14 protein-coding genes and 1 riboswitch are annotated in these 13,516 nt (G+C 72.2%); of the genes, 3 read left to right on the top strand and 11 right to left on the bottom strand.

Going from position 1 to position 13,516, the window contains the following annotated elements:
* The 9 genes from C1I93_RS08665 to C1I93_RS08625 all read right to left on the bottom strand — a co-directional run.
* Positions 1 to 1,073 (bottom strand): serine hydrolase (locus tag C1I93_RS08665; protein WP_258378267.1); only part of this gene is annotated, 1,073 nt, incomplete at its 3' end.
* 104 nt (positions 1,074 to 1,177) lie between these two features.
* Positions 1,178 to 1,924 (bottom strand): SAM-dependent methyltransferase, encoded by a 747-nt coding sequence (locus C1I93_RS08660; RefSeq protein WP_111242708.1) that lies wholly within the window; start codon positions 1,922 to 1,924, stop codon positions 1,178 to 1,180.
* 52 nt (positions 1,925 to 1,976) lie between these two features.
* Positions 1,977 to 2,936, bottom strand: a complete 960-nt coding sequence (locus C1I93_RS08655; RefSeq protein ID WP_223256500.1) for a DUF6968 family protein — start codon at positions 2,934 to 2,936, stop codon at positions 1,977 to 1,979.
* Entirely contained in the window at positions 2,920 to 3,702 is a 783-nt protein-coding gene (locus C1I93_RS08650; RefSeq protein ID WP_111242707.1) for an urease accessory protein UreD, read from the bottom strand. The genes C1I93_RS08655 and C1I93_RS08650 overlap by 17 nt, the downstream gene beginning before the upstream one ends.
* The gene (gene ureG / locus C1I93_RS08645; protein ID WP_111242706.1) at positions 3,702 to 4,430 is read right to left on the bottom strand and encodes an urease accessory protein UreG; all 729 of its coding nucleotides are present in this window, start codon (positions 4,428 to 4,430) and stop codon (positions 3,702 to 3,704) included. Before ureG ends, C1I93_RS08650 begins: the two co-directional genes overlap by 1 nt.
* Positions 4,420 to 5,217, bottom strand: a complete 798-nt coding sequence (locus C1I93_RS08640; protein ID WP_111242705.1) for an urease accessory protein UreF — start codon at positions 5,215 to 5,217, stop codon at positions 4,420 to 4,422. The genes ureG and C1I93_RS08640 overlap by 11 nt, the downstream gene beginning before the upstream one ends.
* On the bottom strand, positions 5,217 to 6,920 hold the full coding sequence (locus C1I93_RS08635; protein WP_111242704.1) for an urease subunit alpha: 1,704 nt from the start codon (positions 6,918 to 6,920) through the stop codon (positions 5,217 to 5,219). The genes C1I93_RS08640 and C1I93_RS08635 overlap by 1 nt, the downstream gene beginning before the upstream one ends.
* Positions 6,917 to 7,240 carry an urease subunit beta gene (locus C1I93_RS08630; protein WP_111242703.1) on the bottom strand — a complete coding sequence of 108 codons (324 nt, stop codon included), beginning with the start codon at positions 7,238 to 7,240 and terminating at the stop codon, positions 6,917 to 6,919. Before C1I93_RS08630 ends, C1I93_RS08635 begins: the two co-directional genes overlap by 4 nt.
* Positions 7,237 to 7,539 (bottom strand): urease subunit gamma, encoded by a 303-nt coding sequence (locus C1I93_RS08625; RefSeq protein WP_111242702.1) that lies wholly within the window; start codon positions 7,537 to 7,539, stop codon positions 7,237 to 7,239. Before C1I93_RS08625 ends, C1I93_RS08630 begins: the two co-directional genes overlap by 4 nt.
* Positions 7,540 to 7,867: 328 nt before the next feature.
* Positions 7,868 to 7,981: riboswitch (SAM riboswitch) on the top strand.
* A 262-nt stretch (positions 7,982 to 8,243) separates the two neighbouring features.
* Between C1I93_RS08625 and C1I93_RS08620 the strand changes: the two genes are divergently transcribed.
* The 3 genes from C1I93_RS08620 to C1I93_RS08610 are packed head-to-tail and all read left to right on the top strand — an operon-like array spanning position 8,244 to position 10,671.
* Positions 8,244 to 9,131, top strand: a complete 888-nt coding sequence (locus C1I93_RS08620; RefSeq protein WP_111242701.1) for an ABC transporter substrate-binding protein — start codon at positions 8,244 to 8,246, stop codon at positions 9,129 to 9,131.
* Between the two features lie 38 nt (positions 9,132 to 9,169).
* Positions 9,170 to 9,943, top strand: a complete 774-nt coding sequence (locus C1I93_RS08615; protein ID WP_111242700.1) for an amino acid ABC transporter permease — start codon at positions 9,170 to 9,172, stop codon at positions 9,941 to 9,943.
* Positions 9,940 to 10,671, top strand: a complete 732-nt coding sequence (locus C1I93_RS08610; protein WP_111242699.1) for an amino acid ABC transporter ATP-binding protein — start codon at positions 9,940 to 9,942, stop codon at positions 10,669 to 10,671. The genes C1I93_RS08615 and C1I93_RS08610 overlap by 4 nt, the downstream gene beginning before the upstream one ends.
* Before the next feature lie 227 nt (positions 10,672 to 10,898).
* Here the strand turns inward: C1I93_RS08610 and C1I93_RS08605 are convergent, their stop codons facing one another.
* A complete protein-coding gene (locus C1I93_RS08605; RefSeq protein ID WP_111242698.1) occupies positions 10,899 to 12,524 on the bottom strand; it encodes an ABC transporter permease in 1,626 nt (541 codons plus the stop codon).
* Positions 12,521 to 13,441 carry an ABC transporter ATP-binding protein gene (locus C1I93_RS08600; protein ID WP_111242697.1) on the bottom strand — a complete coding sequence of 307 codons (921 nt, stop codon included), beginning with the start codon at positions 13,439 to 13,441 and terminating at the stop codon, positions 12,521 to 12,523. Before C1I93_RS08600 ends, C1I93_RS08605 begins: the two co-directional genes overlap by 4 nt.
* Positions 13,442 to 13,516 lie beyond the last annotated feature (75 nt).

Below are 13,516 nucleotides of genomic sequence, written 5' to 3'. Positions count from 1 at the left end.
CCCCCGCCTAGCCCCCACCCCTCTCTCTTCGGGATGGCGTCGAACATGGTGCGGCCGAGGACGGCGTGGGCCCGGACCGCCGGGTGGGTTCCGCCGTAGTTGTCCAGGTCGCCGAGGGAGTCGGCGAAGAACGCGTAGGTCAGCGTCGGCGCGCCGGTCGGGTCGAACATGATGCCGGCCTCGTGCCGGGCGGCACCCCGCGTGTCGTAGTCCGCGCCGTACTTCGTGGCGACCCGGCTGCGCTCGGCCGAGGACATGTCACGGCGGATCCCGTCGTGGTAGCCGTTGATCCAGCGCAGGATGCCCAGCAGGAAGTCGCTGGAGCGGGTCGACAGCAGGGTCTTGTTGGCCAGCCGCCAGAGCAGGTCGTGGGTCTCCCGAGGAGTGGTCACGCCGAGGAAGAAGCGGTTCGGGTTGGCCACCGGCTCCACCCGGGTGTGGGTGAAGCCCTTGGCAGCGAGGATCTGGTTGATCTCCAGTGCCGGCACCACCCGGCCACACATCCGCACCGCAGTGTTGTCGGAGACCAGCAGCAGCGCGGTGAGGAAGTTCGCCACCGTGACCTCGTCGCCCCAGACGGTCTGGAGGAAGTAGATCCCACTACCGCCGAGGATGATGTCGGCGGTCAGGTCGAGCCGCTGGTCGAGCCGCAGCTCACCACGATCGATCTTGTCCATGACGGCCACCGCGACCGCCAGCTTCTGCACGCTGTAGCCATGCGTCACCCGGTCCGCGTCGTCGTCCACCACGACGTCGAGCCCGCCGGTGGCGTTGACCATCGCGACGTGCGAGTGCCACGCGCCACCGGCTCGCGCCTTCTGGTCCTGGTAGACCCGCCGGATCAGAACCGGCGTCGGCTGAGCGGCGGTGCCAGCCGCGACACCTGCCGCGTTGGCACCCGGTGCCGCCGTGGCACTGCGCGGTGTCGCCACCAGCGCCGCCGTTGCCGCGCCGATCCCGATCGCAGCTCGACGACTCACCTGTTTGGTCATTCGCCACTCCCCCTGAATCGCGGTCCGGCCGGCGGACACCGGCACCGGCACCGGCACCGGCACCGGCACCGGCACCGGCACCGGACACACGGTGCCATACCGTCCGATCTCCCGTGGCACAGGCATCGATCCGCCGAGTGGTGGAGCAACCGACGGCCACGGCCGGAACCGCGCCCCGGCCCGGGTCAGCGGCGGATCAGCGCGAAGACGCCCCAGCCCAGGTGGTCACGGCGATAGCGGACATGGCGCAGTGGATCCTCGGTCAACTCCTGCCGCAGTTCGGCGGCGAGCGGGTCCTGCGGATTGTCGTCCAGCCACCGGCGCAGGTTGAGCCAGTGCGCCGCCGAGTAACGGTCCCAACTGTCCTGGTCGGCCAACACCATCTCGACCACGTCCCAGCCCAGCTCACCGAAGAGGCCGACCAGGCCGGGCAGGTCCCGGAAGTCGTCGCGGCTGGTGGCGTGGCAAGCCTCGACGGTCGCCTGGTCGGGTGGGTCGATCCGCCAGTACGGCTCGCCGACGAGCGCCATCCCACCCGGACGCAGCCAGCGCGCCAGGATCTCCAGGGTGCCGGGAACACCGTCGCCGATCCAGGTCGCACCGACGCACGCCGCCACGTCGACCGACTCGTCGGGTACGTACGACGCGGCATCGCCGTGCACGAAGCGGACCTGGTCGGTCACGCCCAGCTCGGCTGCCCGTTGCCGGGCGGCGGCGGTGAAGGCGGTGCTGATGTCGACGCCGGTGCCGAACACACCGTGATCGCGGGCCCAGGTGCAGAGCAGTTCACCCTTGCCGCTGCACAGGTCGAGGATCGATGTGCCGGGTGCGAGTTTCAGCGCCCGCCCCAGGGTGTCCAGCTTGCCGGCGTCGAACGGGTTGAGGATGCGGAGGTCGCCCTCGCGGATGACGAAGCTTCGCGGCAGGTCCATGAACCCGGCACGCTAGCCGCCCGCACCACATGGGCCAACCGATTAACAGCGCTCAGAGCGCGCTGACGGTCTCCGGGGCACGTTCTGAGCGGGACAGTGCGCGCACCACCGCGAGGGGGCCGTGTCGCCACGCGGCGATCCGGGTGAGCAGGTCGTTCGTCAGTTCGATGGCCTCCGCCGGCAGCTCGGGTGTCGGCAGGTCCAGGCTGACCGCCAGATCGTCGACGTGCACCACCAGCTCCAGCAACCGGGTCAGCAGGAAGTCGTCGACGGCCAGACCCCAGTCACCGAGGTCGATGATCCGGTGCGGCGGCGCGGCGGGCACCGTGTGGCGCAGCTTCGCCAGCACCCCCTCGACCTCGGCGGCGAGCCGATCGGCAGTGGTCGCGGCAGCAGCCCGCTCACCCCGCTCCCGGATGTTGGTGTTGTCCGCGTCGTCGGCGCTGGTGGTCACCCAGGCGCTGCCGGTGAAGTGCGCCAGCACCTCGATCGCGCGATGTCCCGGTGGCGCGTCGAGCAGTTCCGCCGGCTGGATGATCTGGTTGGCGAGGTGCCGGGCCAGCCCGCCGACGGAGTAGTTCGGCAACGCGCTCGGCGTCCTCCAGCGCTCGGCCAGCGCCGGCGTACGCAGCAGCGCGGCGGCGATGCCGGCGGCGGCGAGGTAGGCGTGCCGGGTGGTGACCTCCCGGGACGTCAGACCCGGATCGACGCGCAGGCCCCAGTCGGGCTGCCCGAACCAGTCCAGCCGGGCCGCGGTCTGCGCGGCGTGCTCGGTCAGCAGCAGCCGCACACTCTGCACCGCCAGCAGCGTCGCCTGGAGGGAGTCCACTCCGAACGCGGCGTCGACCGCGCCCTCGCCCAGCCCCTCGATCTGGAACGGGCAGCACCAGTCACCGCCCGGCAACGGGTCGGGGTGCGGCTTGCCGAACCGGACCACCAACTCCGACGTGGCACCGTCCGGGACGACGATCTCGATCCGCCGCTCGGCGACGACCTCACCCAACTCGTACAACCCTGTGCTCCTCTGCTCCGGCCGTAACCGCGATGCTACTCAACCCGTTCGCCCCGTCGAGAAGTCCGCGCAGGGTGTGCGCGTCCGGCGCGGTGCCGGTCCAGAGGGTGGCCGGGCCGCTGGCCAGCGGCAGCCGGGTCAACGTGCCGCGTACCGCCGCCGGCTCGGCGGGCCGGGCCGGGTCGACGATCAGTAGTGACCCGGTGGCGCGGGCACCACCGAGCACGGCCGGTCCGGACCAGCCGGGCGCGTCCGGTCCGACCGTGAGGGACTGCCGCAGCAGGGGCCGGGCGGCCAGGTCGACCCAGGTGTGGATCTCGGCGTGGCCGGGCTGCTCACCGTGCCGGCCACAGATCAGCTCGTCGCGCCAGTGCAGGACACCGCCCTCGGCGACGTCCACCTGAGACTCGGTGACGTGCGCGCAGCCCGCAGCCGCGACGAGCTGCTCGGGCAGCCAGTGCAGCACGGCGTCCGCCGCGACGCGCGCCCGGACCAGCATCCGGGAGACCGTGCGGGGTCGGCCCGGCAACGCGACGGAGGCGGCGACCGTCTGCACCCGGACGACCGCACCCGGGCCGACCTCGATGTCCAGGCGCAGGTCGTCGCCGGCGAGCGGACCGGCCGCGCCGCCGACGACGTACACCGTGCGGCCACCGCCGGCGGCCGGGACCTGGCGCAGCAGCAACGGGCTCTCGCCGCGCAGCTCGGTCAGGGTGGTGCGGCCGTGTCGGTCGGCACGGGCCACCAGCCGGGCGGTGGCCCGCATCAGGGCTGCCCGGCGGGAACCGGAACGGGCGACGCGACGCGGTGGTGCGCCAGTTCGTGGCGGATCCAGTCGGCGACCCGGCTGGCCCGGGGATCCTCGGTGATGGACTGGAAGATCGTGGGCAGGGTGCCGCGCCGGGCGCGGGCGTCGCGGTCCATCACGGCCAGGTCGGCACCGACGAGCGGCGCCAGATCCGTCTTGTTGATCACCAGTAGGTCGGCGGCGGTCACCCCGGGCCCGCCCTTGCGTGGCACCTTGTCCCCGCCGGCCACGTCGACCACGAAGATCTGCCGGTCGACCAGACCCCGGCTGAAGGTCGCGGTGAGGTTGTCCCCGCCGCTCTCCACGAGCACCAGGTCCAGCGGCCCCAACGCCTCGGCCAGTTCGTCGACCGCGTCGAGGTTCGCGCCGATGTCGTCCCGGATGGCGGTGTGCGGGCAGCAGCCGGTCTCCACCGCGCGGATCCGCGCCGGGTCGAGCACCCCGGCCCGCTTGAGGAAGTCGGCGTCCTCGGTGGTGTAGATGTCGTTCGTCACCACCCCCAGGCGCAGTTCGTCGGCGAACGACCGGCACAACGCGGCGACCAGCGCGGTCTTGCCGGAGCCGACCGGGCCGCCGATGCCGACCCGCAGCGCCCGGGCGGCGGCGGGCAGCGGGGCGTGCGGGTCGACCCCCGGTTCGGGATGGGTGTGGGGAACGGACTCGTCGTGTTCGATCTCAGGACGCAAAGAGACGCACCTCCCAGGTGGCGTGAGCTTCGGCGTGGATGTCGGCGAGCGGAGCGTTGGCGGCCGGCAGCCGCTCCGGTGGTTCCTCGGCGGCCCGCGCCGCCTGCGCCGCGGTGGCGTCGCAGGCGGCGGCGAGCCGCACCAGCAGGGCCTGGACCTGGTACGGATCAAGACCGAGCAGACGTACGGCGGCACTTGCCGACCCGGTCACCGTGGCGTGCGCGGCGACCGTGGCGACCTGCGCCGGGTCGAGTCCGGCGGCGGCACCGACCAGCCCGAGCACGAGCGGCTGGTGCGGGCCGCCGGGCGCGGCCGGAAGTTCGTCGAAGCTGGCGGCGGGCCAGATCTCGCGCCCCGCGCGCAGCAGCGCCTTGCCCTGCCGGCGGGACACCGACCGCTGGGCAAGTGAGGCCGTACGGGCATCCAGCTCGGCGTCCAACCGGGCGAGCGCCGCCCGCCGCACCTGCCCGGCGTCGCCACCCGGCGACGGTGTCAGCCGAGCCCGGTCGCCGTCGCCGTTCGGAGGCGGTCGCAGCCGAGACTGGTCGGCCTCGCCACTGGGCGACGGTCGCGGGTGGCTCGGCTCGGCGGCCCGGCAGGCCGCCGCCGCGAAGGCTGCGGCGACCAGGCCGGCGGTGGCCAGCCGACCGCGCAGGTAATCGCCGAGCGTGGCCAGGTCGGTGACCCGCCCGGCGGCGACGGCGGCCTCCAGGCCGGACGAGTGTGCGTGTGCCCCGGCCGGGAACCGCCCGTCGGCGAGGAGCAGCAGCATGGTTGGTGCGGTCATCAGAACAGGAAGTACCGCTGGGCCATGGGCAGTTCGGCCACCGGATCCGGGTCGACCACCTCGCCGTCGATCCGGACGGTGAAGGTGTCCGGCTCCACCTCGATGCGCGGCAGGGCACCGTTCTCCGGCAGGTCGGTCTTGCCGCGCGACCGCACGTCGGTCACCGGCACCACCCGCCGGCGTACGTCCAGACGCAGCCCGGCGTCGAGCGCGGCCGGGGCGACGAACGCCAGGCTGGTGGCGGCGGCCGCCACGCCGTGGGCACCGAACATCGGCCGAGGCAGCATCGGCTGCGGGGTCGGGATCGAGGCGTTCGCGTCACCCATCTGGGCGTACGCGATCATGCCGCCCTTGATCACCAGGTGTGGGCGTACGCCGAAGAAAGCCGGGTCCCAGAGCACCAGGTCGGCGAGCTTGCCCGGTTCGACGGAGCCGACCTCGTGGTCGAGCCCGTTGGCCATGGCCGCGCAGATGGTGTATTTCGCGACGTACCGCCGGGCCCGATGGTTGTCGGCGGCACCGTCGCCGGGCAGTGCCCCCACCCTGTTCTTCATCACGTGCGCGCTCTGCCAGGTGCGCAGCACCACCTCGCCGACCCGGCCCATGGCCTGCGAGTCGGAGCCGATGATGGAGATCGCGCCGAGATCGTGCAGCAGATCCTCGGCGGCCATCGTGGAGGGCCGGATCCGGCTCTCGGCGAAGGCCAGGTCCTCCGGGACCGCCGGGTTGAGGTGGTGGCAGACCATCAGCATGTCGAGGTGTTCGGCCAGGGTGTTGCGGGTGTAGGGGCGGGTCGGGTTGGTCGACGAGGGCAGCACGTTGGGTTCGCCGGCGACGGTGATGATGTCCGGCGCGTGCCCGCCCCCGGCCCCCTCGGTGTGGTACGAGTGGATCGCCCGGCCAGCGATGGCGCGCAGCGTGTCGGCGACGAACCCGGCCTCGTTGAGGGTGTCGGTGTGGATGGAGACCTGCACGCCGGAGGCGTCCGCCACCCGCAGGCAGGCATCGACCACCGCCGGGGTGGTGCCCCAGTCCTCGTGCAGTTTGAACCCGCCGGCACCGGCCCGCAACTGCTCCCACAGCGCCTCGCTGGAGACGGTGTTGCCCTTGCCGAGCAGCAGCACGTTCACCGGGAACGCGTCGAGGGCCTCGTGCATCCGGGCCAGGTGCCAGGCGTTCGGGGTGACGGTGGTGGCCCGGGTGCCCTCGGCCGGGCCGGTGCCGCCACCGACCAGGGTGGTCACGCCACCGGCGAGGGCCTCGGTGACGATCTGCGGGCAGATGAAGTGCACGTGGGTGTCGACCGCACCGGCGGTGAGGATCCGGCCGTTGCCGGCGATCACCTCGGTCGCCGGGCCGATGACCAGGTCGGGGTGGACACCGTCCATGGTGTCCGGGTTGCCGGCTCGGCCCAGCGCGACGATCCGTCCATCGCGCAGCCCCACGTCGGCCTTGACCACCCCCCAGTGGTCGAGGACCACGGCACCGGTGATGACCGTGTCCAGGGCACCCTCGGCCCGGGTCGCCCGGGACTGGCCCATCGACTCGCGGATCACCTTGCCGCCGCCGAAGACGGCTTCGTCGCCGCCGGCACAGTGGTCGTGTTCGACCTCGATGAGCAGGCTGGTGTCGGCCAACCGGATCCGGTCGCCGGTGGTCGGCCCGTACAGCGCGACGTAACGGTCGCGTTCCACGCTGCTCACGCGTCCCGCCCCCGATCCAGCGCGCCGCCGCACGCGCCACGTAGTCCGGGCACGATCCGGGCACCGCCGAACGGCACCAGGTCGACGGTGCGGCTCACCCCCGGCTCGAAGCGCACCGACGTGCCTGCCGGTACGGCGAGTCGCTGCCCCCACGCGGCGTCGCGGTCGAAGTCCAGGGCCGGATTGGCCTCGGCGAAGTGGTAGTGCGAGCCCACCTGCACCGGCCGGTCGCCGGTGTTGACCACCAGCAGGGTGGTCACCGGCCGACCCGCGTTGATCTCCACTGGCCCGGCGGCCGGCAGCACCTCCCCGGGGATCACGGGATCGGGTGGTGCACCGTCACCAGCTTGGTGCCGTCCGGGAACGTCGCCTCCACCTGCACCTCCCTCAGCAACTCGGGAATGCCGTCCTGCACGTCGTCCCGGGTCAGCACGGTGCGACCGGCGGCCATCAGGTCGACCACGGACCTGCCGTCGCGGGCGCCCTCGAGCAGGAACGCGGTGATCAGCGCGACGGCTTCCGGATAGTTGAGGCGCAGGCCGCGTTCGCGGCGGCGCCGGGCGACGTCAGCCGCCACGTGGACGAGCAGGCGGTCCTGCTCGTGGGGGGTGAGAAACAAGTGTGGCTCCCGGGGTGGGTGTCCGCGTACCCCGTACAACGGTCGGGCCGGCGCCTCGACGCGCCGCCCTCGGTTCGGGGTTTGCCAGCCGGCACACCACCACGCGCCTCGGGCCCTGGAGTGCCACCCTCCCCGGCCCCGCGTGGTGAACCACCGGCGGTGTCTTCTCGGATGCGGACCGCACCGCCCACCGCTGAGCAGACCGTAAGGGATCACCGGTGCTGTCGGCAACACCCACCCGGCCCCGCCGGAGCCCGGGCGGGCACGGCGTGAGGGCCGTCATAACGAGTGGACGCCACCCCGTCACCGGCTGCTAGCCTCGGCGACAGGTCATGAGCGTCAGCGTCAAGCCCCGGCTCGCTGGCCGGCAACCCTCGTCCGCGCAGGGGTGCCCCGGGTGAGGACCAGGCATCGGAGCCAGTCTCCGGTGCAAGCGTGGCCTGGTTCCCCAGGTCATCACGACCTGGAGGGAGAGCCGTGCCGCAGCGCAGTCGTACCGCTCCTGTCGCACCCGGTCTGGGCCTGACCCAGCGCCGGCACGTCGACATGATGCGGGTGTGCAGCGCCGCGTGTAGCTGACCGCGCCGCCTGCCGTCCCGCTCTCCAGCGGGCCACTTTCCCACGATCCGTTCCTGCGGTCCGTCCTGCGACGGACCGTCGGTGTGGCACGCCCGTGCCCACCGCCGTTCGATCAGGAGACACCTGTGCGATTCCTTCCTGCCCTGACCCGGGCCGCCGCCGTCGGCACCGCCGCCATCCTGGCCGCCGCCACCCTCACCGCCTGCGGTTCCGACTCCGCCGGCGGCACCGCCGACAACCCGTACGACCTGCTTCAGCCGGGGGTGCTGCGGGCCGGCACGCTCACCGACGCGCCGCCGAACGTGTACCTCAAGGACGGCAAGTTCACCGGCTTCGACAACGACCTGCTGGTCGCCGCCGCCGACAAGCTCGGCCTCACCGTGGAGTTCGTCGGCACCGACTTCTCGGCGCTGCTGTCGCAGGTCAACACCCGCAAGTTCGACATCGGCAGCTCCTCGATCACCATCACCGAGGCGCGGAAGAAGACTGTCGACTTCGGCAACGGCTACGACTTCGGGCACTTCGGTCTGGACGTGCCGGCCGGTTCCACGCTCACCAGCTTCGACGAGCTGGCCGGCAAGCGGGTGGTGGTCGTACAGGGCACCGTCCAGGACGACTACGCCACCAACAAGGGCCTCGACCCGGTACGGGTACCCGACTACAACGGCGCGATCAACCAGCTCAAGGCCGGCACCGCCGACGCCTGGATCGCCCCCGCCGAGATCGGTGAGAAGACCGCCGCGGACAGCGGCGGCAAGATCAAGGTGGCGGCCAAGGAACTCAGCCCGGCCCCGACGGCGTACGCCTTCGCCAAGGGCAACGACGCGCTGCGCGAGGCACTGAACAAGGCACTCGACGAGGTCATCGCCGACGGCACCTGGACCCGCCTGCAGGAGCAGTACTACCCGGGCCGGCCGATCCCTGCCGAATTCACCCCGGGCAGCGGCGACGTGACGCCGCCCTCGGCATCGGTGGCACCGTCGGCTTCGGTGTCGGTGGCGGCCGGTTCCTGAGCTGGTAGGACGACGAGCGAGCTGGGCGGAGGTCGACAGTGGATCCGTTGCGCACCCTGTGGGAGACGTTCTTCGACTGGGAGTCGATGCGCGAGGCGCTACCCGAGATGCTCACCGTCGGGTTGCCGAACACGCTGATCCTGGCGGTCACCGCCGCCCTGCTCGGCTCGGCGCTGGGCATCGTGCTGGCCGTGGCCGGCATCTCGCGTACCCGCTGGTTGCGCTGGCCGGCACGGGTCTGGACCGACGTGTTCCGCGGCCTGCCGGCGGCGGCGACGATCCTGCTGATCGGCGTCGGCCTGGCCCCACTCGGCATGCAGGTGTGGGGGCCCAACCCGTACCCGCTGGGCATCCTGGCGCTGTCGCTCATCGCATCCGCGTACATCGGTGAGATCTTCCGCTCCGGCATCCAGTCGGTGGAGGCCACCCAGCTGGAGGCGGCCCGCGCGCTCGGTTTCACCTGGGGCGAGGCGATGCGGAGGGTGATCATCCCGCAGGGCATCCGCCGGATCCTGCCCGCCTGGGTGAACCAACTGATCGCCCTGATCAAGGACTCCAGCCTGGTCTACTTCCTCGGCCTGCTGGCCAGCCAGCGGGAACTGTTCCGGATCGGGCAGGACTACGCGGCCAACACCGGCAACCAGTCGGCGCTACTGCTGGCCGGGCTGTTCTACCTGGCGTTGACCGTGCCGCTGACCCATGTGGTCAACTGGATCGACAGGCGGCTGCGGCACGGCCGACCGGCGACCGGCGACGACCCCGACGACCTCGATCTGGCGCTGCCCGGCGCCGCCGGAGGCAACCAACGATGAGCGAATCGGTAAGTCTCAGCCTGCGCGACGTCCACCTCGCCTTCGGACACCACCGGGTGCTGCGCGGCGTCGACCTGGACGTGGCCCAGGGCGCCACCGCCTGCGTGATCGGTCCGTCCGGGTCGGGCAAGTCGACCCTGCTGCGTACGGTCAACCGGCTGCTCGAACCGGACCGGGGCGACGTGCTGCTGGACGGACGCAGCGTGCTCGGCGACGACCCGGACGCCCTACGCCAGCGGATCGGCATGGTGTTCCAGCAGTTCAACCTCTTCCCGCACATGAGCGTGCTGCGCAACATCACCCTCGCCCTGCGGCGGATCCGCAAACTCGGCGAGGACGAGGCGGCGGCGCTCGCCCGCGAGCACCTGGACCGGGTCGGGCTGGCCGCGAAGGCCGACGCCCGCCCGGCACACCTCTCCGGCGGCCAGCAACAGCGCGTCGCCATCGCCCGCGCGCTGGCCATGCAGCCGCAGGTGATGCTCTTCGACGAGGCCACCTCGGCGCTGGACCCGGAACTGGTCAAGGGGGTGCTGGCACTGATGGCGGACCTCTCCAGCCAGGGCATGACCATGGTGGTGGTGACGCACGAGATGGGCTTCGCCCGCGAGGTGGCCGACACCGTGGCCTTCATGGACGCCGGAGTCGTGCTGGAGGCCGGCGAACCGGCCGCGATCTTCGAGTCGGCCCAGCATCCCCGCCTCCGCCGCTTCCTCTCCCAGGTGCTGTAACCCTGGCGCGACACCCTCGATACCGCACCGAGCGCCACGCCGCACCATGCGTCACGCCGAGCACCGTGTCGGGCACCGCGTCGGACACCACGTCAGACACCACGTCGGACACCGCGTCGGGCACCGCGTCGGGCACCGCGTCGGGCACCGCGTCGGGCACCGCGTCGGATGTTAAAAGGGGTCCCCTGCTATACACGAGGCGTTAGCAGGGGACCCCTCCTTACACCTCAGCCGGGGATGTCGCGGTGGCGGAAGGTGACGAGGGCGGCGGCGAACAGGGTGGCGGCGACAGCGGTGAGGAGCACCAGGGGCAGCACCGTCAGGTCGGCGGCGGGCGCCGAGGGGATGTGGGTGAAGGGCGACAGGTTGAGTGCGGCCTGCGGTAGGTCGAGCACCGCGCCCAACTGGCCGAGCAGCAGGAAGACGATCAGCACCGACCAGCTCAGCGCAACCGACACCCGCGGCAGCACGCCGAACAGGGCCGCCACCACCCCGGCGACCACCAGCAGTGCCGGTAGCCGCAGCAACGCCGCAGCGCCCAACTCGACGGTCCACCCGATCGGGTCGCCGGCCGCCAGCCCGTAGCCGAGGCCGGTGCTGACCCCGGCCAGCAGCAGCAGCGCCAGCGCGCCGAGCACGGCACCGAGCAGCTGCGTACCGAGCCATCGGGTGCGGCCGACAGCCGTGGCGAGCAGCGCCTCCAGCACGCCGTCGGTCTCGTCGTTGCGGGTGCGCAGCAGGGCCTGCACCACGTACGCGCCGAGGGTCAACGCGAAGATCCCGAGCATCGCGGCCAGGTACGCGTCGACAAGTTCCGCGCCACCGCCGAGTTGGGCGATCACCTCGGCCGTCTGCGGATTGTCGGCGATCATGGCGTCGACCTCGTTCCCGGCCAGTCCCATGCAGACACCGAGCACCGCCACCGCGACCGCCCAGCCGGCCAACGCGCCACGGTGCAGCCGCCAGGTCAGCCCGACCGGACTGAGCAGCCCGCGGGCGGCGCGGGCCGGTCCGCGGCGCGCGGCGAGCAGGCCGGCGCCGAAGTCCCGGCGTTCTGTCAGTACGAAGGCGACGGCGACCCCGGCGACGAGCAGGGCGACCGGCAGCGCGAGGACCCACCAGCGTTCCGCACCGAAGGCACGCACCTGGGTGCCCCAGCCCAGCGGGGAGAGCCAGGTGGGCCAGGCGCTGTCCAGCCGGACGCCGCCCGACTCCCGTTGGCCGAGCACGTCACCGGCGGCCCGCAGCAAAAACGCCACCCCCACCGCGACGGCGGCGAGCGCGTTGCCGCCTCGGGAGGTGACGGTGAGTTGGGCGGTGACGGCGGCGATCCCGGTGAGAGCGACACCTACGCCGCAGATCGCCGCGGCGGCCGCCGCCGAGCCCGCCACCGGCAGTCCGGCGCCGACGAACGCCAGCGCGAGCAGCGCGGCAGCCAGCACGTTGGCACCGAGTACGACCACCAGGGCGGCGGTGAGCAGCGCGTACCGGCCGACGGCGGCGGCACCGAGCAGTTCGGCCCGCCCGGTCTCCTCGTTCTGGCGGGTGTGCCGGATGACGGCGAAGGTGCTGAGCAGCCCGACGAGCAGCGCAAGGGTGAGGTACGTCTCGGTGACCACCACCGCACCGAGTTCGGTGCCGGCGATCGGACCGTTGAACGCGCGGGCCACCACGCTGGTGACGGCGGTTTCGGCGTACCCGAGGCGGGTCTGCTCGTCGGGGTAGAGGCCGGCCACGCTCTGCGCCAGGGCGTACCCGATCAGCGGCGTGCCGAGCACCCAGATCGCCAGCCGGGCCCGGTCCCGGCGCAGCGCGAGCCGGACCAGCCGGGACGTACCGGTGAAGGAACTCATCGGGCGCCTCCGACGGAGGCGGTCCGGTCGCTGTCGGCGTGGTCGCCGTAGTGGCGCAGGAACAGTTCCTCCAGGGTGGGCGGTGCGCTGGTCAGCGCCCGCACCTCGAACCGGACCAGGTACGCGAGCAGGGTGTCGAGGTGTGCCGGCTCGACCTCCAACCGGACCCGGCCGTCGACCGGGCGGACCTCGTGCACCCCCGGCAGGTCCGTCACGCCGGTCAGCGGGCGGCCGGTTTCGACCGTCACCGTGGTGCGGGCGAGGTGTCGCAGCTCGGTGAGGGTGCCGGCCTCCACCACGCGACCCTCGCGGATGATGCTGACCCGGTCGCAGAGCGCCTCGACCTCGGCCAGCACATGGCTGGAGAGCAGCACGCTCGCGCCGGCCCCGGTGAGTTGGCGGACCTCCTCCTGGAAGACCGCCTCCATCAGCGGGTCCAACCCGGAGGTCGGCTCGTCGAGGACGTACAGCTCGACGGCGGAGGCGAAAGCGGCGACGATGGCCACCTTCTGCCGGTTGCCCTTGGAATAGGTGCGACATTTCTTCGTCGGATCGAGGGCGAAGCGGTCCAGCAGTTCGTCGCGGCGGCGGTGGTCCAGCCCACCGCGCAGCGCGCCGAACAGGTCGATCGCCTCGCCGCCGGAGAGGTTGGGCCAGAGGCTGACATCGCCCGGGACGTACGCCAGCCGCCGGTGCAGTGCCACCGCGTCCCGCCACGGGTCGCCACCGAGCAGCCGCACCTGTCCCGAGTCGCGGCGCAGCAGGCCGAGCAGGATCCGGATGGTGGTCGACTTGCCGGAACCGTTGGGCCCGAGGAAGCCGTGCACCTCCCCCGGTTCCACCCGCAGGTCGAGTCCGTCGAGCGCGCGTACCCGGCCGAAGGTCTTGACGAGGTTCTCGATGGAGATCACTGACATGGGGCGCTCCCGTCACACCGGTGTCGACTTCCACACTGCACTGACCGATGGTAAGGAGTCAATGCACATCTGCTT

Source organism: Micromonospora endophytica (assembly GCF_003236305.1).
Lineage (GTDB): Bacteria > Actinomycetota > Actinomycetes > Mycobacteriales > Micromonosporaceae > Micromonospora > Micromonospora endophytica.
This window is presented reverse-complemented; position numbering and strand designations above follow the sequence as displayed.